The sequence below is a fragment of the Paenarthrobacter sp. 2TAF44 genome (assembly GCF_052114885.1).
Lineage (GTDB): Bacteria > Actinomycetota > Actinomycetes > Actinomycetales > Micrococcaceae > Arthrobacter.
The window spans coordinates 1-20638 of record NZ_JBFRFP010000027.1; the positions used below are offsets into that span (position 1 = coordinate 1).

The 20638-nt window shown below is 61.6% G+C and carries 12 protein-coding genes and 1 pseudogene; all 13 read left to right on the forward strand.

Annotated features, from left to right (window positions below; all coding sequences use genetic code 11):
• Positions 1 to 124 (forward strand): annotated as a pseudogene (locus tag AB4Z15_RS20845) (IS110 family transposase); the annotation flags it as partial.
• 47 nt (positions 125 to 171) lie between these two features.
• The gene (locus AB4Z15_RS20850; RefSeq protein WP_442018777.1) at positions 172 to 1281 is read left to right on the forward strand and encodes a flavin-containing monooxygenase; all 1110 of its coding nucleotides are present in this window, start codon (positions 172 to 174) and stop codon (positions 1279 to 1281) included.
• 147 nt (positions 1282 to 1428) lie between these two features.
• Positions 1429 to 3531, forward strand: coding sequence for an acyltransferase family protein (locus AB4Z15_RS20855; RefSeq protein ID WP_442004127.1), 2103 nt, complete (start codon positions 1429 to 1431; stop codon positions 3529 to 3531).
• Positions 3528 to 5669, forward strand: a complete 2142-nt coding sequence (locus tag AB4Z15_RS20860) for an acyltransferase family protein (protein WP_442004108.1) — start codon at positions 3528 to 3530, stop codon at positions 5667 to 5669. Before AB4Z15_RS20855 ends, AB4Z15_RS20860 begins: the two co-directional genes overlap by 4 nt.
• A gap of 255 nt (positions 5670 to 5924) precedes the next feature.
• Positions 5925 to 7436, forward strand: a complete 1512-nt coding sequence (guaB, locus tag AB4Z15_RS20865; RefSeq protein WP_442018778.1) for an IMP dehydrogenase — start codon at positions 5925 to 5927, stop codon at positions 7434 to 7436.
• A gap of 100 nt (positions 7437 to 7536) precedes the next feature.
• Positions 7537 to 9426 carry an ABC transporter ATP-binding protein gene (locus AB4Z15_RS20870; protein WP_442018779.1) on the forward strand — a complete coding sequence of 630 codons (1890 nt, stop codon included), beginning with the start codon at positions 7537 to 7539 and terminating at the stop codon, positions 9424 to 9426.
• 52 nt (positions 9427 to 9478) lie between these two features.
• Positions 9479 to 10615: a GuaB3 family IMP dehydrogenase-related protein gene (locus AB4Z15_RS20875; RefSeq protein ID WP_431115884.1), complete on the forward strand. Its 1137-nt coding sequence runs from the start codon at positions 9479 to 9481 to the stop codon at positions 10613 to 10615.
• 72 nt (positions 10616 to 10687) lie between these two features.
• Positions 10688 to 12442, forward strand: coding sequence for a glycerol-3-phosphate dehydrogenase/oxidase (locus AB4Z15_RS20880; RefSeq protein WP_442018780.1), 1755 nt, complete (start codon positions 10688 to 10690; stop codon positions 12440 to 12442).
• A gap of 48 nt (positions 12443 to 12490) precedes the next feature.
• Positions 12491 to 12979: a PTS sugar transporter subunit IIA gene (locus tag AB4Z15_RS20885; protein WP_216925144.1), complete on the forward strand. Its 489-nt coding sequence runs from the start codon at positions 12491 to 12493 to the stop codon at positions 12977 to 12979.
• 97 nt (positions 12980 to 13076) lie between these two features.
• Positions 13077 to 13925: an SURF1 family protein gene (locus AB4Z15_RS20890; protein WP_442018781.1), complete on the forward strand. Its 849-nt coding sequence runs from the start codon at positions 13077 to 13079 to the stop codon at positions 13923 to 13925.
• Positions 13925 to 14425, forward strand: coding sequence for a DUF3817 domain-containing protein (locus tag AB4Z15_RS20895; protein WP_442018782.1), 501 nt, complete (start codon positions 13925 to 13927; stop codon positions 14423 to 14425). The genes AB4Z15_RS20890 and AB4Z15_RS20895 overlap by 1 nt, the downstream gene beginning before the upstream one ends.
• A gap of 121 nt (positions 14426 to 14546) precedes the next feature.
• Positions 14547 to 16136 carry a glutamine-hydrolyzing GMP synthase gene (gene guaA / locus AB4Z15_RS20900; RefSeq protein ID WP_442018783.1) on the forward strand — a complete coding sequence of 530 codons (1590 nt, stop codon included), beginning with the start codon at positions 14547 to 14549 and terminating at the stop codon, positions 16134 to 16136.
• A gap of 128 nt (positions 16137 to 16264) precedes the next feature.
• Positions 16265 to 20584 (forward strand): AAA family ATPase, encoded by a 4320-nt coding sequence (locus tag AB4Z15_RS20905; RefSeq protein ID WP_442018784.1) that lies wholly within the window; start codon positions 16265 to 16267, stop codon positions 20582 to 20584.
• The last annotated feature ends 54 nt before the right edge of the window (positions 20585 to 20638 follow it).

Sequence of the window (20638 nt, forward strand, 5' to 3'; positions counted from 1 at the left end):
CGTGCGCAAACGCAAAGCCGAGGGACGAACCACAAAGGAGATCCGCCGGTGCGTGAAACGCTACCTCGCCCGGCGGATCTACCGAACCCTCAACGCCCCAAACCCCGGCCCTTGCCACGCTTGACAACCATAGAAGGATCCCCGCGTTGGATTAACGAGAAAGGAAATGCCATGAAAAATACTAGTGACCCGCAGTTCGATACCGTGATCGTGGGCGGTGGCCAGGCCGGCTTGGCGCTCGGCTATTGGCTGGCCAAAGGACACCACAACTTCGTCATCCTTGATGAGAACGCCAGGACCGGGGATTCGTGGCGTCAACGCTGGGATTCGCTTCGTCTCTTCACCCCGGCTAAATACGACGGATTGCCGGGCGCACCTTTCCCAGGGGACCCGTTGGCGTTTCCCAGTAAGGATGAGTTGGCGGACTACCTCGAACAATATGCACGGCGGTTCAGTCTGCCCGTGATCCACGGAGTCCGTGTTGACGGGGTGACGCAACAGGGTGATTGCTTTCTTGTGAGCTCCGGTGATCGGTCCTGGATCGCCAACAACGTGGTGGTTGCCACAGGTGGATACCGCCTGCCCAAGCGGCCGGCATTCGCCAATCAGCTGGATCCCGGCATCGTGCAGCTTCACTCGCAGGAATACAAGAACCCCGGGCAACTCCAACCCGGGCCCGTCCTCGTGGTGGGGCTCGGCAATTCCGGCGCGGAGATTGCCGTTGAAGCCAGCAGGACGCACACCACGTTGCTGGCCGGCAAAGCCAGTGGTGAAATCCCAGTTCGCCATGGACGCGCTGCAGCCCGGTTCGTCCTGCCTGTGATTCGATTCGCAGGCCTTCACATCCTGACGCTGAACACGCCGGTTGGCCGGAAGGTGGCGCCGGCATTCAAGATGATGGCGGCACCTTTGATCCGGACACGCACCAAGGACCTGCGTGACGCGAAGGTGGAACTGCTGCCGAGGATAGCCGGGGTAAAGCAAGGTAAACCGGTGCTGGAAGAGGGCCGGACTTTGGATGTGGCGAACGTCATTTGGTGTACGGGATACCGGGAGGATTACTCGTGGCTGAAGCTCCCGTACCAGAACGGCGATGGGATTCCGACCCACAAGAGGGGAGTGGTGGAATCTGTGCCCGGTCTCTACTTCCTTGGCCAGGAGTTTCTGTTCGCGGCAGTTTCGGCAACACTTCCAGGAGTTGGCCGTGACGCCCGCTATCTGGCACGCCAGATCACAGCAGACCGGCAGTTCACAGCTGAGCGTCGGCCGGCTTTGGCATAGTGGCTGACCTTCAAAAAGAAGTGCCCGCAGCACAGGCAACGCACAGTTTCATCTTTGCAAACGCATAGTCCAACCTGAGCTAATAGACACTCGTAAGGCGGTTCCGCAGGCTGGCCCAACTGGGGTCGGTGCCCGGAACAGCGTATGATGGATGCTTTGTGCAATAGCCTTGAGGAACTGCCTAACGTGACTACATCAACGATCCGACCGCCCGCCCGTCCCAACAGGCGGGCTACCGGTCCCGTTGTAAAGTCCACGTTCCGACCCGAAATCCAGGGCCTCCGCTCCCTCGCCGTGCTCATGGTTGTGAGCTACCACATCTGGATTGGGCGGGTATCAGGCGGGGTGGATGTCTTCCTGCTGATCTCGGCCTTCCTCATGACTCTTCAGTTCACGAGCCGCTTCAAACAGCGGCGCCCGATGGACTTGCTGCGGCACTGGCTGCACTTGTTCAGGCGCCTGCTCCCGGCAGTGGTGGCTGTCCTCTTTGGAACACTGGCTGCTACTTTTGCTTTCCTGCCTCCCACCCGCTGGGTGGAAGTGGTCAATCAGGCTTGGGCCTCACTGTTCTACTACGAAAATTGGCTGCTGCAGACTCTCGCGGTGAATTACTACGCCACGGACCACAGCCTCGCCAGTCCTGTGCAGCACTTCTGGTCACTTTCCATCCAGGGCCAGGTGTTCATTCTCTGGCCGGTGATCTTCGCCGTGATGGCGGTCATCTGCCGCAAATTCGATCTCCGGTACCGGGCCTCGCTCGCGTACGTTTTTGCGCTCATCTTCGTCGTTTCCCTGACGTACTCCATTATTTTTACGGCCAACAACCAGGCTGTGGCGTACTTCGACACCTTCGCCCGGCTTTGGGAGTTCGCCCTCGGAACGCTTGTTGCCCTGATCCTGCCTGCCCTGGACTTTTCCAAACCTGTCCGCGTGGCGATGGGGTGGATCGGCGTTGCCGCCATGCTTACTTGCGGCATCCTGCTGCAGGTCCAAACTGCGTTCCCCGGCTTTGTTGCGCTCTGGCCCACTCTGGCTGCCGTTGCAGTGATTGCAGCGGGACAGACCGGTAGCCGATTCGGCGTGGATCGGATTCTGAGTTCCAAATTCCTGGTACGTCTTGGCGATAACTCCTATGCCCTGTATCTCTGGCACTGGCCTATCCTGGTGATCGCCCTGGCTTGGAGCGGCAAGGACCACGCCGGGTGGCTGTCCGGCACCGCGATTGTGGCGTTGGCATTGGTCCTGGCCTTCCTGACCACGAAGTACGTGGAGAAGCCATTCCGGGAGTGGAAGTGGCCGGAGGTGAAACGTCGCCGCGCAGCCATCTCCATCGCCGTCTGCCTGGCCGTGGCGTGTGCGCCGTTGCTCGGCTTCCAGTACAAGCAGTATCTGGACCAGAAGGCCGCTGACACGCAGGCATTCAACGACAACCCTGGAGCCCATGCCCTCCTTCCAGGCTATGTAGACCAAGTCGGCAAGGATGCCAAGACACTTCCCACGGCAGAACAGTTGCCTGAAGACTGGGCACACCTGGGTGGGACGTGCGAGGGAGTTTCCAAGCCGGAAGACAAGACTCTGCAGGAGAACTGCCAGCAAAACGGCGTGGGCGATGACGCCACGAAGAGCATTGTGGTCCTGGGCGACTCCCATGCCCAGCAGTGGCTGGCCGCACTCGGCCCTCTCGCTGAGGCTGAGCATTGGAAGGTCACGGCCCTCCTGTTGGGCGGTTGTCCGTTCATGCCGGAGAACCCTGACGCTGACCAGCACTGCAATGATTTCAACTCGGCGGCTTTCAAATACGTGGCAGCCCACACCCCGGATTCCGTGTTCATGGTGGGAACCAAGGCGGCCCCCTCATCACCGGATGAGGAGTTGGTGTACGGCTTTGACCAGTCGGTCACCAACTTCAACGACCTCGGCATCCAGGTGGTGGCCATTCGTGACAACCCACGCTACGACCACAACGTCACAGAATGTGCCCTGTCCAAGGGCGTGGACAGCCCTGACTGCAAGTCTGACCTGCAGGACGTCCTGGCTGCGGAGAGCCCCTTCGCGGCCGAACAGGGAAAGTTTGGAAATGCGGCATTCCTGGATATGACGGACCTCCTTTGCAACGGCGTCCAGTGCCCCAGCGTCATAGGAAATGTGTTCGTCTACCTGGATGACAACCACCTGTCCAAGACCTACGTCACCAGCATGGGCGAGATGTTCGACGAAAGGTGGTTTGCCGCGACGGGGTGGGCGCAATGAGCGGACAGGTGAAAGCAACAGCACCTTTGGGTGGCAAGCCCACTACAGCGAAGCCCACTACAGCGAAGCCCACTTCAGCGAGGACCACGACGGCGGAACGAACCTTCCGCCCGGAGGTCCAGGGACTGCGTGCCTTGGCTGTGTTGATGGTGGCGGCTTACCACATTTGGCTCGGCCGGGTGTCCGGCGGCGTAGACGTCTTTTTACTCATCTCGGCTTTCCTGATGACCCTGTCCTTTACGCGGAAGCTCGAAAACCGTAGGCCCCTGAGGCTCCTGCAGCACTGGCTCCATGTGTTCAAGCGGCTGCTGCCCGCCGTCGTCGTGGTCCTGCTGGCAGTCCTGGCCGGAACCTGGGCCTTTATCCCGCAGAGCCGGTGGCCGGATGTGCTAGCCGAGGCCTGGGCCTCCCTGCTATACCGTCAGAACTGGCAGCTCGCGGATTCTGCCGTTGATTACTATGCGCAGGACCATTCCGGAGCGAGTCCCCTGCAGCACTTTTGGTCCCTGTCCGTGCAAGGCCAGGTCTTTATCCTGTGGCCACTGATTTTCGCAGCGGTGGCCCTGCTGCAGCCGCAACTCGCAAAGCTGTTCCCGGGCCGGAAGGTCATAGAACACCGGCAGCTGCTGTTCATGGCGTTCGGCCTGGTCTTTGTGGCCTCGCTGGTCTATTCCATCGACCAGACTGCCCACAATCAGGCGTATGCGTATTTCGATACCCGGACAAGGCTGTGGGAATTTGCGCTGGGTTCCCTGCTGGCACTGGCACTCCCGTACCTCAAACCGGGACAGCGGCTTCGGGTATTCCTGGGTTGGGCGGGGCTGCTCGCCATGCTCTCGTGCGGCCTGATCTTGACGGTGGACCGTTCCTTCCCGGGATTCGTGGCTCTCTGGCCAACCCTCGCAGCCGCGGCGGTTATCGTTGCGGGCCAGAGCAACAGCCGATTTGGTGCGGACCGTGTGCTCAGCTCAAAGCCCTTGGTCCTGGTGGGCAACAATTCCTACGCCCTGTACTTGTGGCATTGGCCGGTCCTGGTGTTCTTCCTGCTCGTCACGGAGACCACCAGCCCGAACCTCCTGCAGGGCTTGGGCATCATGGCAGCATCGATGGCGTTGGCCGTTGCCACCACACGGTTTGTCGAGGTTCCCATGCGCCGCTGGCAGTGGCCGGACGCGCGGTCCTGGCGGGCCGCCGTCGTCGTTGTTTCCTGTGGTGCGCTGCTCGCGCTGCCGATGACCGCCTGGCAAGGTGCTATCGCCGCCCAAGGCGTGGCAATTGCGGATCAGCCCAAGGAACTGACGCCCGGTGCTGCAGCGCTCTCGCCTGAGTTTGCGGGCCAACCGACACCCAAGGCGATGATCATTCCCGCACCCGCCGCCATGAAGGATGAATGGGCGGACATCGATGGCCTCTGTACTGGCGGCAACGTCCCCTCGGATCCGTTGCTGCAGGGTTGCCTCCAGAATGACGAACCCGAGGTGGTGACCAAGAGGATCGTGGTCCTCGGCGATTCCCACGCCCAGCAGTACATGGCGGCCCTGGGCCCCATCGCCAAGGAGCACGGTTGGGAAGTGGTCACACTGCTGAAGGGGAACTGCCGGTTCGGCGCCGACTCGCCTGAGCGGACCAGTGACTGCAACGACTTCAACAAGGCAAGTGCCGCTTATGTCATGGAACACAAACCCGATGCTGTGTTCACTGTGGCGTCTCTGACTCATGTGACGGCCCCTTTCGAGACCGAAGTGCCCGGGTATTTGGACGGCATCAAGCCCTTCACGGATGCAGGAATCGACGTCGTGGGCATCCGCGACAACCCGCGGTTCAGCATCAACATGCCCGAGTGCGTGCAGAAGAAGGGCCCTGACTCGCCCGACTGCAACCCTCCGCTGGAAGATTCCCTGGCTGCGTCCTCGCCTCTGGCCGACTACGCGGGCAAGGTGGATCGGTTGTACCTGATGGACATGAGCGACTTCATCTGCGAGCGGGGCACGTGTCCGGCAGTGGTGGGGAATGTGTACGTCTACAAGGACGACAACCATCTCACCAAGACCTATGTGCAGAGCATGATCCCGATGTTCGAGGAGCGGCTCCTCGCCGCGACGGGCTGGTCCGACTCGACTGGTCAGTCCGGGCGCTAGCCTCGCCGCCTCGCGGGAGCACGGAACGCACGACGCCGACCTTCCGCCAGTGCTGTTGCTCACACTCAGGCGCCGCGGAATATGGCGATGGCCGCCGAGGTTCTACTATTTATTCAATACCCGAAGCACCTTTGCCTTGCAGTACCTCATGCATAGGCCAATTTATGCACAGGCCAGTCCCGTAATGACGGGCTGGTCATCAGTTGCAACCCCTACCAGTTAAAGCCCCCAGAACCCAGGTAAGAGGCCGCACTCATGACCCAGCCCGAACACGATCCCTTCGGCTTCGTAGGCCTGACCTACGACGACGTCCTGCTCCTCCCCGGACACACCGATGTCATTCCTTCTGACGCGGACACGTCCTCCCGGATTTCCAAGCGCATCACGGTGCAGACGCCGTTGCTTTCCGCTGCCATGGACACCGTCACTGAGTCCCGCATGGCCATCGCCATGGCCCGCCAGGGTGGTCTTGGCGTCGTGCACCGCAACCTGTCCATCGATGACCAGGCTGAGCATGTGGACCGCGTCAAGCGCAGCGAATCCGGCATGATCACCAACCCGCTGACGATCGGCCCGCAGGCCACGTTGCAGGAACTGGACGAGCTGTGTTCCCGCTACCGCGTCTCCGGCCTTCCCGTGGTGGACACCGACGGACGGCTGCTGGGTATCGTCACCAACCGCGACACCCGGTTCATTCCGGAATCTGAATTCCCGCTGCGCAGCGTCAGCGATGCCATGACCAAGATGCCGCTCATCACCGGCCATGTGGGCATCAGCCGCGAGGAAGCCTCGCACAAGCTGGCCACCAACAAGATTGAGAAGCTCCCGCTCGTTGACGAGCAGGGCCGTCTCAAGGGCCTCATCACCACCAAGGACTTCACCAAGGCAGAGCAGTACCCGCTGGCCACCAAGGACGACGAAGGCCGCCTGCGCGTAGGCGCTGCCATCGGCTTCTTCGGCGACGGTTGGGAACGCGCCATGAAGCTCATCGACGCCGGGGCGGACGCACTCTTCGTGGACACCGCCAACGGCCACTCCCAGGGCGTGCTGGACATGATCCGCCGCCTGAAGTCGGACCCGATTGCTGCCCACGTGGACATCATTGGTGGCCAGGCAGCAACCCGTGAAGGAGCCCAGGCCCTGATTGACGCTGGTGCCGATGGCATCAAGGTCGGTGTGGGCCCAGGCTCCATCTGCACCACCCGTGTTGTAGCCGGTGTCGGCGTTCCCCAGATCACGGCCATCTACGAATCCGCGAAGGCTGCCATCCCGGCAGGCGTGCCGTTGATTGCCGACGGCGGACTCCAGTACTCGGGCGATATTGGCAAGGCACTGGTTGCCGGAGCTGACACCGTGATGCTCGGCTCATTGCTGGCTGGTTGTGAAGAGTCTCCCGGCGAGCTCATCTTCGTCAACGGCAAGCAGTTCAAGAGCTACCGCGGTATGGGCTCCCTTGGCGCCATGCAGTCCCGTGGAAAGAACACGTCCTACTCCAAGGACCGCTATTTCCAGGCTGACGTGTCCGGTGATGACAAGCTCATCCCGGAAGGCATCGAAGGCCGCGTCGCGTTCCGCGGTCCGCTGGCATCGGTGGCCTACCAGCTGGTCGGTGGCCTCCGCCAGACCATGTTCTACACCGGCGCCCCCACGATTGCCGAACTCAAGGCACGCGGCAAGTTCGTCCGGATCACTCCTGCCGGCCTGAAGGAATCGCACCCGCACGATATCCAGATGACGGTGGAGGCACCCAACTACGGTTCCCGCTGACATCAGTTTCTAAAAAGCTGTTCCCCGTGGAAGCCTCCATGGGGAACAGCTGTTTAAGGGCCGCAACGGAAATGTCTGTGGGTAGGAATAGGCTGGGGACATGTCCGAAAAGCCCGCACAACCGCGGCACCCGGAGTCAGTCCGGCTGAATTCAGTCCAACCCGGCAAAGCGCCCCGCAAGCTTGCCCTCCGGCCATACGCACGCGCCGTCGGGCAGGTCCTGAAGGTGAGTTTCAAGGCATCGCCGATTGCAGTCATCATGAAAGTGGCTGGCTCCCTGATTTCGGCCACGCTGCCGCTGGTAACCACCTACTTCGCCGCGTTGACCACCACTGCGTTGGCGGCCGGTTACGCGGGAGATCCCGACGCCGGTCCGCGGGCGGTACTGTACGTCATCATTACTGCCGCGCTGGGACTGTTTTGGGGCGCCTTCAGCAGCGTCGACCGATACATCCAGCAGTTGATGAGCTTCAAAGTAGGCGCGATCGTCGGCGACATGATGTACGAGCGCTTCCTGGCACTGGAGTTCTGGCGCTATGACGACAAAGAAACGGTGGACCTCTACGATCGCGCCAAGCGGTTCTCCGATTCCTATGCGCGGGTCCTGGACCGGATCGCGGCCATCTTTACGCAGTTGGTTTCGGTCATCCTGGCAGTCGGTGCGCTGTTGTTGGTCAGTTGGTGGATCGCTGTCATTGTCCTTATAGCGATCGTCCCGAGCGTCTACTTGCAGTTCAAACTCTCACGAGAGCAAATAGCCCATTGGAATACCCAAGTGGATTCCCGGCGTCAACGGCGAATGATCGAGACCAACCTCCTGAGGCCCCAGCACATTGCCGAGATGCGGCTCTATGGCATTGTGGGTTATCTGATGGACCTGCGCTCGCGCCTTCGCGACGCTGACGAGCGCCGGCGGCTGGACTTCCAGAAGCGCTACATCCCCAAGCAGCTCGCAGCGGACGCCCTGCAGTATGGGGCCGAAGTAGTGTCGTTGATCTGGGTGGTGGGACAAATCATTGCCAGGGCACAGGCGGTAGGGCAGTTCCTCTACATCCAACAGATCGTCAGCCGGGCCCTGTCCACCGCCAGCAACCTGGTCTCGTCGCTGAGTTCCATTGACGAAGACCTTGCCAACCTCAAAGACTACGAGCTGTTCATGGCGCTTCCGGTGCCCAGCGGCCACGAACCTCCCTTGGTGAAGTCGCCGTCCGTTGTGGAAATGCGGGACATCCGCTTCAGCTATACGGGGAGTGACGTTGAAGTTATCAAGGGCATTTCCCTGACCATCAGGGCAGGCCAGCACATTGCGATAGTTGGTGAGAATGGCGCAGGAAAGTCCACGCTGATCCGGATTCTGGCCGGACTGTACCGGCCCGATTCGGGCCGAGTATTGCTCGACGGCGTCGATCTCACCGGGATCGACGTGACCAGTTGGCACCGGCACCTTGCGGTCCTGAGCCAGGAATTCCTGAAGTATGAATTCGCTACGGCCGCGGAGAACATTTATTTGGGCGATGTCGATCAACCCCGGGACGAGCAACGCATCCGGAGGGCAGCCTCAGATGCCGAGGCCATGGAATTCATCAACAAGCTGCCCAACGGCCTGGAAAACCATGTGAGCAATTGGATGGAGGATCCACGCGGGCGCAAGGGGAGTGGGCTCTCAGGTGGGCAATGGCAGCGATTGGCCATGGCCCGGAACTTCTACCGGGATGCCTCCTTCATGGTCATGGACGAACCGACGTCAGCCATCGATGCTTTGGCTGAGCACCGGATCTTCACTCGGCTTTTCGCGGACCGGAACAGCACCATCATTGCCATCAGCCACCGGCTGGCCACCATCGAAAAGGCAGATGTTGTGTACATGCTGGAGGACGGGCGGATTGCCGAACAAGGAACGCACAAGGAGCTGGTGGCGTTGAGGGGCCGCTACTTCCGGATGTTCGAATCCCAGCTCACTGTGGAAGAGACCAGCCACAACACCCCCTAAGAGCAGGTCGGAACAAAACGGTGGCTTGGTTTTGGTGGGATAAACTCGAGCAGTGACTTATGAGATTGAGATTGGCCGTGGCAAGCGTGGGCGTCGTGCCTACTCCCTGGATGACATCGCGATCGTTCCGAATCGTCGGACGCGTGACCCGAAGGACGTCTCTGTCTCCTGGCAGATCGACGCCTATAAGTTCGACATGCCGGTGATTGCCGCCCCCATGGACTCTGTGATGTCCCCGGACACGGCCATCACTTTGGGCCGTTTGGGTGGTCTTGGCGTCCTGGACCTTGAAGGCCTCTGGACCCGGTACGAAAACCCACAGAAGGTGCTCGACGAGATCGCAGGCTTGGCCAACGAAACCAGCAGCCCGGCCGTTACCCGCCGAATGCAGGACCTGTACCAGGCACCCATCCAGCCAGAGCTCATCAGCTCCCGCCTGGCCGAGATCCGCGCCGCCGGCGTCACCGTGGCCGGCTCCCTGACCCCACAGCGCACCCAGGAACACTACAAGACCGTGGTGGCTGCCGGCGTCGATATCTTCGTCATCCGTGGAACCACCGTCTCGGCTGAGCATGTCTCCAAAAACCATGAGCCACTGAACCTTAAGCAGTTCATCTACGAACTCGATGTCCCCGTGATCGTTGGTGGAGCAGCTGGTTACACGCCGGCCCTGCACCTCATGCGCACGGGTGCTGCAGGTGTCCTCGTTGGCTTCGGTGGAGGTGCTACCACCACCACGCGCCGTGCGCTCGGTATTCATTCGCCCATGGCGTCGGCCATCTCGGACGTCACCGCGGCCCGCCGCGACTACATGGATGAGTCCGGTGGGCGCTATGTCCACGTCATCGCCGACGGCGGCATGGGCCGCTCGGGCGACATCGTCAAGGCCATCGCGATGGGAGCGGACGCAGTAATGCTGGGCAGCGCCCTCGCGCGCGCCGAAGAAGCTCCGGGCCGCGGCTGGCACTGGGGTCCGGAAGCGCATCATCTCGAATCACCCCGTGGCGACCGCGTCAACGTTGGCACGGTGGGATCCCTGGAGGAAGTCCTCTTCGGGCCCGGGCACCACACCGACGGTACGTCCAACCTCATTGGCGCTCTGCGTCGGTCCATGGCGACCACAGGGTACTCCGACCTCAAGGAATTCCAGCGCGTGGACGTCGTAGTATCCCCATACTCGGGCAACTAGGACTTCTGCCAATCGGACCAGTCAACAAGTAGGGTAGGGGACTACCAGCAGTTGCGTTTGAGGAGGGGTCCGATGAGCAATGTCGCAGGCGGTCCGCAGGTGAATTCTCCGGGAGCATTAAGCCCGGAATCCCGTGCCGCATCCATTGAAGTCCTGAAAGCCACTGCCGAACCCGGCAAGCAGTTGGACATCCTTATTGTCGGCGGAGGAGTGGTGGGGGCTGGAGCAGCCCTCGACGCCGTGACCCGCGGCCTCACGGTGGGCATAGTTGAGGCAAGGGACTGGGCTTCAGGGACGTCGTCGCGATCATCCAAGCTCATCCATGGCGGCCTCCGCTACCTTGAAATGCTTGATTTCGGGCTGGTCCAGGAGGCCCTGCAGGAACGTGGTTTGCTGATCCAGCAGATCGCACCCCACCTGGTCCGCCCTGTCCCTTTCCTCTACCCCCTGACGCGAAGGTTCTGGGAGCGCCCCTATGTGGGCGCGGGCATCATGCTTTACGACACCTTGGGTCTCACTTCCGGACACAGCCGCGGTGTTCCCATGCACAAACACCTCTTCAGGCGCGGCACCCTCAGGGCGGCTCCCAGCCTCAAGGACGATGCCTTCGTGGGTTCCATCCGCTACTACGATGCCCAAGTGGACGACGCCCGTTTGGTGGTCAACGTTGTTCGCACCGCAGCCCACTATGGCGCCCATGCTGTGAACAGGGTGCGGGTGGTGGACTTCCTCCGGGAAGGCGAACGCGTGGTGGGGGCCAAGCTGGAAAACCAGGAAGACGGCAGCGTCTTCGAAGTGCGTGCCAAGCAGGTAGTCAATGCCACAGGCGTGTGGACGGACGAAACCCAGGCCATGGTTACGGATCGGGGCCAGCTCAAGGTCAGGGCATCCAAGGGCATCCACCTGGTGGTACCGCGGGACAGGTTCCAATCCACAGTTGGGCTGATCCTGCGCACGGAGAAGTCAGTGCTCTTCGTGATCCCTTGGGGCCGCCACTGGATCATCGGGACAACGGACACCGACTGGAAGCTGGACAAGGCGCACCCCGCCGCGTCCAGCAAGGACATCGACTACGTCCTGGAGCACGTCAACAAGGTCCTGAAGCGGCCCCTCACCCGTGAGGACGTAGAAGGCGTCTACGCAGGACTCCGCCCCCTTCTTGCAGGGGAAAACGACTCCACCGCCAAACTCTCCCGCGAACACGTGGTGGCTCATCCAGTGCCAGGGCTGGTGGTGGTGGCTGGCGGGAAGTTCACTACTTACCGCGTCATGGCCAAAGATGCGGTGGATGAAGCCACCCGGGCGATGGATGAACGGGTTCCCTCCAGCTGCACCGAAACGATCCCGTTGCTCGGTGCAGAGGGGTTCAAGGCCGCCTGGAACCGCCGCGGCCGCTCAGCGGAAGAAGCCGGCGTCCATGTTGCCCGCGTGGAACACCTGCTCAACCGCTACGGGTCCATGGCCTCGGAAGTGCTGGATCTCATCGCTGCGCAACCCGAACTCGGGGAACCGCTTCCCGGTGCGGACGATTACCTTGCCGCAGAGGTGGTCTACGCCACCACCCATGAGGGCGCCCGTCATGTTCACGACGTTTTGACGCGCCGCACCCGAATCTCGATCGAAGCCTGGGACCGGGGTGTGTCAGCAGTGCCAGTAGTGGCTAAGCTGATGGGAGAAATCCTTGGCTGGAGCGAAGCACAGCGGGAAAGCGAAATAAAGCATTATCTGGCCCGGGTGGAAGCTGAGCGGCTTAGCCAGCAACAACCCGATGACGAATCAGCTGACGCCGCGCGCATGGGAGTCGATGACATCGTTCCCCTTCGCTGAGCAAACACAGGACCTGCGGCCGGAAGGCCACATTGGAGGGAACACGACTTGGCTGAACCACTTGACCGGTATGACGCGGAACTGACGACGCCAGACACCGTCATCCTGGAGCTCGTTGCCGAGGACAAAATCGACGCTGCGGCACAACTTGCGGAACGGCTTCACGCGGCTGGCCGGATCTCGAACCTCCAGGGCTTCCTGGAGCAGGTCCATTCCCGGGAACACCAGCTGGCCACCGGGCTTCCCGGTGGCATTGGACTGCCGCATGCGCGCAGTGAATTCGTAGACCGGATTTCCATTGCAGTGGGCGTCACGAAGTTCGGCCATGCCCTGGATTTTGGTGCCACTGATGGTCCCGCCACGCTGATCCTGCTCATTGCCACCCCTGCCAGCTCCTTCTCGGATCATTTGGAAGTCCTTGCTACGTTGGCGCGTTCGCTCTCCAAGGAGTCATTCCGGGAGTCCCTGCGCCGGGCGCACGATACCGAGGTCATTTCCGAACTCATCAACTCCAGCCTGGTGTTCTTCGACCACTGAGATTCGATTATTGAGATGGCCGCCACGGACCCGTTCCAGGGCTAAGGTTCTACCGTTCGTTTCGTTGTTCTACAGCGGGACGAAGTACGGTTAAGGGGTGTTGAAAACCGCGCTGAAACCCCGCTGGATCGCAGGACTCGTCTTTGCGCTTCTCTTGTCCGCGGTTTTTGTGCTGCTCAGCCAGTGGCAGCTCAGCCGGTCCACCCAGCACGAAGCTCCCGTATCGCCCGGCATTGAAGAGGTCAAGCCGCTGGTGGACGTCCTGCAGCCGGGGCAGTTCTTCCCCGGTTCTGTCTCCGACCAGATGGTCACGGCCACCGGCTCCTACGATCCCGCCAAGCAGGTCCTCGTGGAGGGCCGCCTGTACAACGGCCAGAAGGGATTCTGGATTGTCTCGGCGTTCGCTGTGGACAATGCTCCGAAGCTGAGCGGTGTCGCGGCCTCGCCCATGACCTGGATTCCAGTAGCCCGGGGCTGGGTGGCCGACGCCGCCCAAGCCGTTCCGCCGCCGTCGGGCACTATCACGCTGACCGGCCGCCTGCTGCCCTCTGAAGCGCCGCTGCCAAACGTCGACGCCGGTCCAGGCCGGGCGTCTGCGGTGGCCGTTGCCGAACTCATCAACGTCTGGGACGTCTCCAGCTACCAAGGCTTCGTTGCCGCAACATCAGAACTAGCCGGAGGTGTTCCCGTCGTCGTTAATGACGCGGTAAAGCCCCTCAACATCCCTGCGCAGCCGCCGGAACAACAGATCAACTGGCTGAACCTCTTCTATTCCGTTGAGTGGGTGGTCTTCGCAGGATTCGCCCTGTACATCTGGTGGCGGATGGTGGCTGACGACTACCGTCGCGAGCTCGAAGACGACGAGTTCGACGAAGATAATCACCACCCCAACGAACCAACAAGCCCTGAACCCCAGCAACCTGGGCCAGAACAAAAGGTGCAGTAATGATTGAGCCCAAGCCGGCCATCCAGCCCGAGCAGTCCGGACCCAAGCCGAAGAAGCGCAAGTTTGGTGGAACGGAAGCCCAGATCCGTTCGGCGCTGAAGTTCTACAAAGTCATGGCCTACCTGACCGGTGCCATGCTCCTGCTGCTCTGCGCGGAGCTGATTGCCCGTTATGGCTTCGGCGTATCGCTCTTTGCCGGTGGCACGGACGCCGTGACCGGTAAGCCGTTTGGCTTCGGATTCGCTGAGTCTGAGCCCAAGGGCGTGATCGGTGGCTTCAACATCTCCACCACTGTATTGATCGTCCATGGCTGGATGTACGTGGTGTATCTGGTGTCCAACTTCCGGTTGTGGTCGCTCATGCGCTGGCCCTTCTCCAAGCTGGTCTTGCTGGCCTTGGGTGGTGTCGTACCCCTGATGTCGTTCATCGTCGAGAAGAAGTTCCACGCTCAGGTTGAGGCCGAACTGGCAGCCAACCCGCAGGCCTCACAGCGCTACTAGCGGCGTCAGGGCCAGCCCAAGAGGCGTTAGGGTGTGAGATACCTAACCACCACCGCGTAATTGACCTCTTCGGGCCGCTGCCAACGTGCACCGGGGCGACCCGGCAAAGTAGTCTTGGTTGGTGACTACTCCCACCGCACCCCAGACTTCCCAGAAGCCGGTGCTGGTTGTTGACTACGGTGCCCAGTACGCGCAGCTGATTGCCCGCCGCGTCCGCGAAGCGAATGTGTATTCGGAAATTGTTCCGCATACCTTCACCACCGAGCAGCTTCTGGCCAAAAACCCGGCAGCCATCATCCTTTCCGGCGGACCTTCCAGCGTCTACGCAGAAGGTGCTCCGCGCGTTGGAGCGGACCTTTTTGAAGCCGGGGTGCCCGTTTTTGGTATCTGCTACGGCTTCCAGGCCATGGCCAACGCACTGGGCGGCAAGGTGGCCGAGACGGGCCTCCGGGAGTACGGCGCCACCGAAGCACTGGTGGTTGGCGATGCCCGCTCGATTCTTGATGGCGTGCCCTCCTCACAGAACACCTGGATGAGCCACGGCGATTCCGTCCAGGAAGCTCCCGAGGGTTTCGAAGTGCTGGCCACCACGGCCGGCGCACCGGTAGCCGCCTTCGCCAACGAGGAAAAGCGCCTCTACGGTGTGCAGTGGCATCCGGAGGTCAAGCACTCCGTACACGGCCAGCACGTCCTGGAGAACTTCCTGTTCAAGGGCGCGGGCCTGAGCCCTAACTGGACCACGGGCAATATCCTCGAAGAGCAGGTGGATCGCATCCGCCAGCAGATCGGCGACTCCAAGGTCATCTGCGGTCTTTCCGGCGGTGTGGATTCGGCCGTTGCCGCAGCCCTGGTTCAGAGGGCCGTTGGAGACCAGTTGACCTGTGTCTTCGTGGATCACGGCCTCCTTCGCGAAGGCGAAGCAGAACAGGTTGAACGCGACTTCGTGGCAGCTACAGGCGTAAATCTGTATGTTGCCAACGAGCAAGAGCGCTTCCAGTCTGCGTTGGCCGGAGTCAGCGATCCCGAGACCAAGCGCAAGATTATTGGCCGTGAATTCATTCGCGCCTTCGAGGAAGCGGAGCGGGCCATCATCGCCCAGGCGGCTGCCGAGGGTGAGAAGATCAAGTTCCTAGTCCAGGGCACGCTGTACCCGGACGTCGTCGAGTCCGGCGGCGGCGAGGGCGCTGCGAACATCAAGAGCCACCACAACGTGGGTGGGCTTCCTGAGGACCTGCAGTTCGAGCTCGTCGAGCCTCTGCGCGCCCTGTTCAAGGACGAAGTCCGCGCGGTCGGTGCCCAGCTTGGCCTGCCTCAGGAAATCGTCGGCCGCCAACCGTTCCCCGGCCCCGGCCTCGGTATCCGGATCGTCGGTGAAGTCACCAAGGAGCGTCTCGACCTGCTCCGTAAGGCTGACGCCATTGCCCGTGCCGAGCTGACTGCTGCCGGTTTGGACAACGATGTATGGCAGATGCCGGTGGTTCTGTTGGCTGATGTGCGCAGTGTCGGCGTCCAGGGCGATGGCCGTACCTACGGCCACCCGATCGTTCTCCGTCCGGTATCGTCCGAGGACGCAATGACGGCCGACTGGTCGCGTTTGCCGTATGACCTCCTGGCGCGCATCTCCAACCGCATTACCAACGAAGTGGATGGAGTTAACCGCGTGGTGCTGGACGTCACCAGCAAGCCGCCGGGAACCATCGAGTGGGAATAGCATTTTGAGTGGCCGGCCYCCCCTGGGAGGCCGGCCACTGTTCTTTCAGCTGTGAAATGACGGCGAATTTCGCATTGCCACAGTGTTGCGGAGCGGGCTGAAGGACTATTCCCGCTACCCTCGAAAGTATGCCGGTATGGTCCAAGGCGTCTAAAGCTAGTACAGAAAAGAAGGCAGCAGTTGTGTCATTAGGTCAAGGCCAGGAAGAGGGCTCCGAAGAGCTCCGCAAATGGCTGTCCGGACTTAAGCCCGTTACAGGGGCGGACACGATGCTGCGTTTCGTGAAGACGCCCGAAGGCGCCATCGATCTCAGCAACGCACATCCGTCGGGCCTCGCGCAGCTGCTGGCTGGGCGTAGAACGAGGTTGTCCACGCTTATCCGCGACCGGCAGCAATATCTGGTGGCGGCACGGGCCGCACGCAACATTCGCTCCAAAATATTTGAGCTCAGCAATGATCGCGGTATCGAGGCCGGATACCTCTCCGCCGGCACGGTGGTGTGGACTTCAGCCGTAGGCGGCAAACCCCAGCGGGTTTCCGCCCCTGTCATGCTGACCTCCATTATCCTGACCGTTCGCCCGGGCGAGGACGATTTCGAGTTGCAGCTCACCGAGCAAGCACGCATGAACCCGGCTTTGGTACGTCACCTGAAGACCGTCCACGGCATCGTGTTCGACGTCAATGCAGTAGCCCGCATGGCCTACAACACGGCCCGGCTTGACCCCCAACCGGTCCTGGATCGCCTGGCTACCCTGGTTCAGCCCATTCACGGCGCCGAGGTTGAATTCAACTTGCTCGTGACCACTTTGGCTGATCTTTCGGGAAACCTGGATGATCCGTGGATCAACATGAACAACCCCACCGTGGCTGCGCTGGCAACTGCTGCCAATGGTGGCGAGATTGAGCCCGAACCCATCAAAGCAGGGCGGTTCCCCAGCCTTGATGAACGCGACCCGGCAGACGAACTCCTCTTGCTCGACGCTGACACGGACCAGCAGTATGTTGTGGACGCTGTTCGCGCCGGAGATTCGCTTGTTGTCAGCACCCCACCGGGCAGCGGCCAGACCCAGACGGCAATCAATGCGATTGGCGCCTTGGTCAGCGAAGGCAGATCCGTCCTCGTGGTGGGAGACCGGCAGTCCAGCCTGGCGGGACTCTCTGCGCACCTGGAATCGCTGGGCCTGGATTCGATGTTGTTCCGTCCGGGCAACGGCACCACACCGCAGCAGCTAAAGGGCCAGTTGGTCCGTGCCATCATGCGCAATGAAAAGGCGCTGGAACCCCAACTCGGGAACCTCCATCAGACGCTGATCGGACACCGGCATGCCCTGAGGGACCATGTTGCCTCGCTCCACAATGTCCGCGAACGTTGGGGATGCTCGCCGTACCAGGCTATGCAATCGTTGGCCGAGCTGACGTCCATCCACCCGGCGCCGTCCACCACGGTGCGCCTGAAGCGCAGTGTGCTGGACAACATCAAGGACCGTGAAGAACTGGCTGGGCGCCTGCGTCGTGCTGCCGAGCTGGGAAGCTTCAGCCGGGCTTCCACCTCCAGCCCTTGGTACGGTGCCCGGCTCGTAACCCGCAAGGAGACCGAAGAGGCCCAGCAGCTTGCCCGCATCGCCGAGGAGAAACTTCCCGTCCTGCGCGAACGCATGAAGCAGGTTTCGGATCACGCCGAGATCCGTTTGGCGGACACCTTCACGGAGTGGGGCGCACAGCTTGAATTGCTGATTGCCGTGCGCGAAAGCCTGGACAAGTTCACTCCGGATATTTTTGATCGCCCGGTGCACGACCTCATCTCTGCAACTGCAAGCTCGGCGTGGAGGCGGGAGCGGAACCTGGAGATGCCCTCCATGCAGCGTTCGAGGCTGCGGCGGGTTGCGAAGGAGTATGTGCGGCCTGGCGTTCACATCGCGGACCTGCACAGCTCCCTGGTCCTGGTCCAGGAGCAGCGTGCCCTGTGGGCGGGCTATGCAACCACCCAACGTCACCCGGCCGTGCCGTCGGGGCTCGCCGACCTCGGGTCCTTGTACCGCGAACTCGATGGCGAGCTTCGCCGTCTGGGTGAGGCACTCAAGCACACTTCGGCCGGTGGTTCGCTGCACCAGACTCCTTATCTGGAACTGATGGAGCGGCTCGAACGGCTGGTAGCAGATACAGCCACGCTTGAAACACTTCCGGAGCGCACACTCCTGATTGAGGAGATGCGCGAGCACGGACTCGGCGAGCTGCTCGCTGACCTTGCCGCCCGTGAAGTTCCGGCCGCTTCGGTGGCAGCCGAGCTGGACCTTGCCTGGTGGCAGTCTGCCTTGGAAGCAATGATCAGTGGTGATGATTACCTCGCCATGTCCGACGGCGACTCCCTCCGCCGTCTTGAAGCTGAGTACCGCCTCGCGGACCAAGCCCACATTGCCAGTGGTGCTGCGCGTTTGCGGTGGCAGTTGGCCCGGAAGTGGGGCCAAGGGATAGTGGAGCACCCCCGGCAAGCCGAGTTGCTGCGTGCCCTGCTGAAGGATGGTCGGGTGACGCTCCCCGCTTTGAGTGCGCAGGCCCCTGACCTCGTGCCCCTGCTTGTTCCGGTGTGGTCGGTGAGCCCGTACCTGTTGACGGGAGTTCTTCCGGCGGAGCAGAAGTTTGACGCCGTGATCATCATCGACGCCGAATCGACCTCACTTCAGGCCGTCCTCCCGGCGATTGCACGGGCCCGGCAAGTCATAGCCTTCGGGGATGCGAAGGTCGCGAACGCCCGCACCTTCAGCGTTGCCGTCGAACCCCCAGTGGCGGGAGTGGCCAGCCATGAGGCCGTGGACAGTGCGTTCAAGGCCCTGGCACGCGTCCTGCCCACATGGCAGCTGAACTGGGTTTACCGGGCGGTCGATGAGGACCTGATCCTGCAGTTGAGCAAGAACTACTACGACGGCGGCCTCCGGCGTTTGCCTGATGGCAATTCGGTGACTGGCCTGGATCGTTCGATCCTGGTGGAGTACATCCCCGATGGAACCGGCCTCCCCGGCGCGGACCATGAGGGCGTTGAGTCCGTTACGGCGGAGGTCAACCGCGTGGTGGATCTTGTTTTCGAGCATGCCAGACTCCGGCCCCGCACGTCCTTGGCGGTGGTCACGGCCAGCCTGCGCCACGCTGCGCGGATCGGCGAGGCTATCCGGCTTCAGTTGCCCAACCACCCCTTGTTGTCCGCCTTCTTCGGCGCCGGCCCCGAGTCTTTCCGCGTTGTGGACCTCGAGCGCGCCCAAGGCCTGGTGCGCGACCATGTCATTTTCTCCCTGGGCTATGGACGGACACCCCACGGCCGCGCCTTGCACTCGTTCGGACCCCTGTCCACCGAGGGCGGACGAAACCGCTTTGCGTTGGCAATGACCCGTGCCCGCCGTTCTATGCACGTCCTGAGCTGCTTCCGCCCGGAAGATCTGGATCTGGACCGCTTGGCGCACGGAGCTGTGGACTTTTACGAACTGCTGGACCGGGAACTGTCCGGGAACAGCAACCTTGGAACTCCTGCCTCGCGCGCCGTTGCCAGCGAACAGGCTTTGGGGGAGGACCCTCTGGTTGCCGATCTCGGCGAGAGGTTGCGGGCGAGGGGTGCCCGGGTGTGGCACCTTTACGACGGTGTCCTGGACATTGCCGCCGCTGCCGATCCCGTCCACACCATTGGACGGGAAGGCGCCGAGATTCCCACGCCGGTGGCAATCGAGTCCGATGGCACGGAGCGTTACCGACGCATGAGTGTCCGTGAACGCAGCCGTCTGAGGCCCCAGCTGCTGGAACGCATGGGCTGGCGTTACATGTCCCTGTGGACCATCGAAGTGTTCACGGATCCTTCGTCCTGCGCAGATCGAATCGGGTCCTATTTGGGACTTGAGAACCATGTTCCCCAGGCCGCCCCGCCAGCGGAGCATGGCTTCCTGGACATGGATGTTGAACAATTGAATCTGGATAATGCTGGCTCCTCGTATGCAGGTTCCTCGTATTCCAGCTCCTCATATGGGATCTCCACGTACAACAGCTCCTCGTACAGCAGTTCCTCCGCAACCCGGGCTTCGCATCGGCAAAGCCCGGGAAGTCCCCAGGCATCGCTGGAATCCCAGCAGCCCGGACAGACAGATGTGAACAGGCGCAGGGGGGCGGATGGCGAACCAAGCAACGCAGAAGCCAGCAATCCAACCCCCAGTGATCCAGAGGATGGGACTGAAGTACCAGTGAATGAACAGGGAACCGGCAACGAAAGCGGCTCTGACGAACAGACCGCAGCTGTAGGCGCCGAAAACGCTGAAGAGCAGACAGAGTCAAAGACGCCAGCGACGAAGCAAGCTTCCGGTGGAATCTTGCCTACCAAGGCCGCTGAAGACGATCCCCGGCGTTGGGGCGACGAAGGCAACTATGACCATGAGCAGTGGTTGAAGGAGCAGAAGCCCCCACATTGGGGCTGATGAGATCACCGAATCCAAGCCCTGCATCAGGGATTGGCGAAACCTGGGCATTGA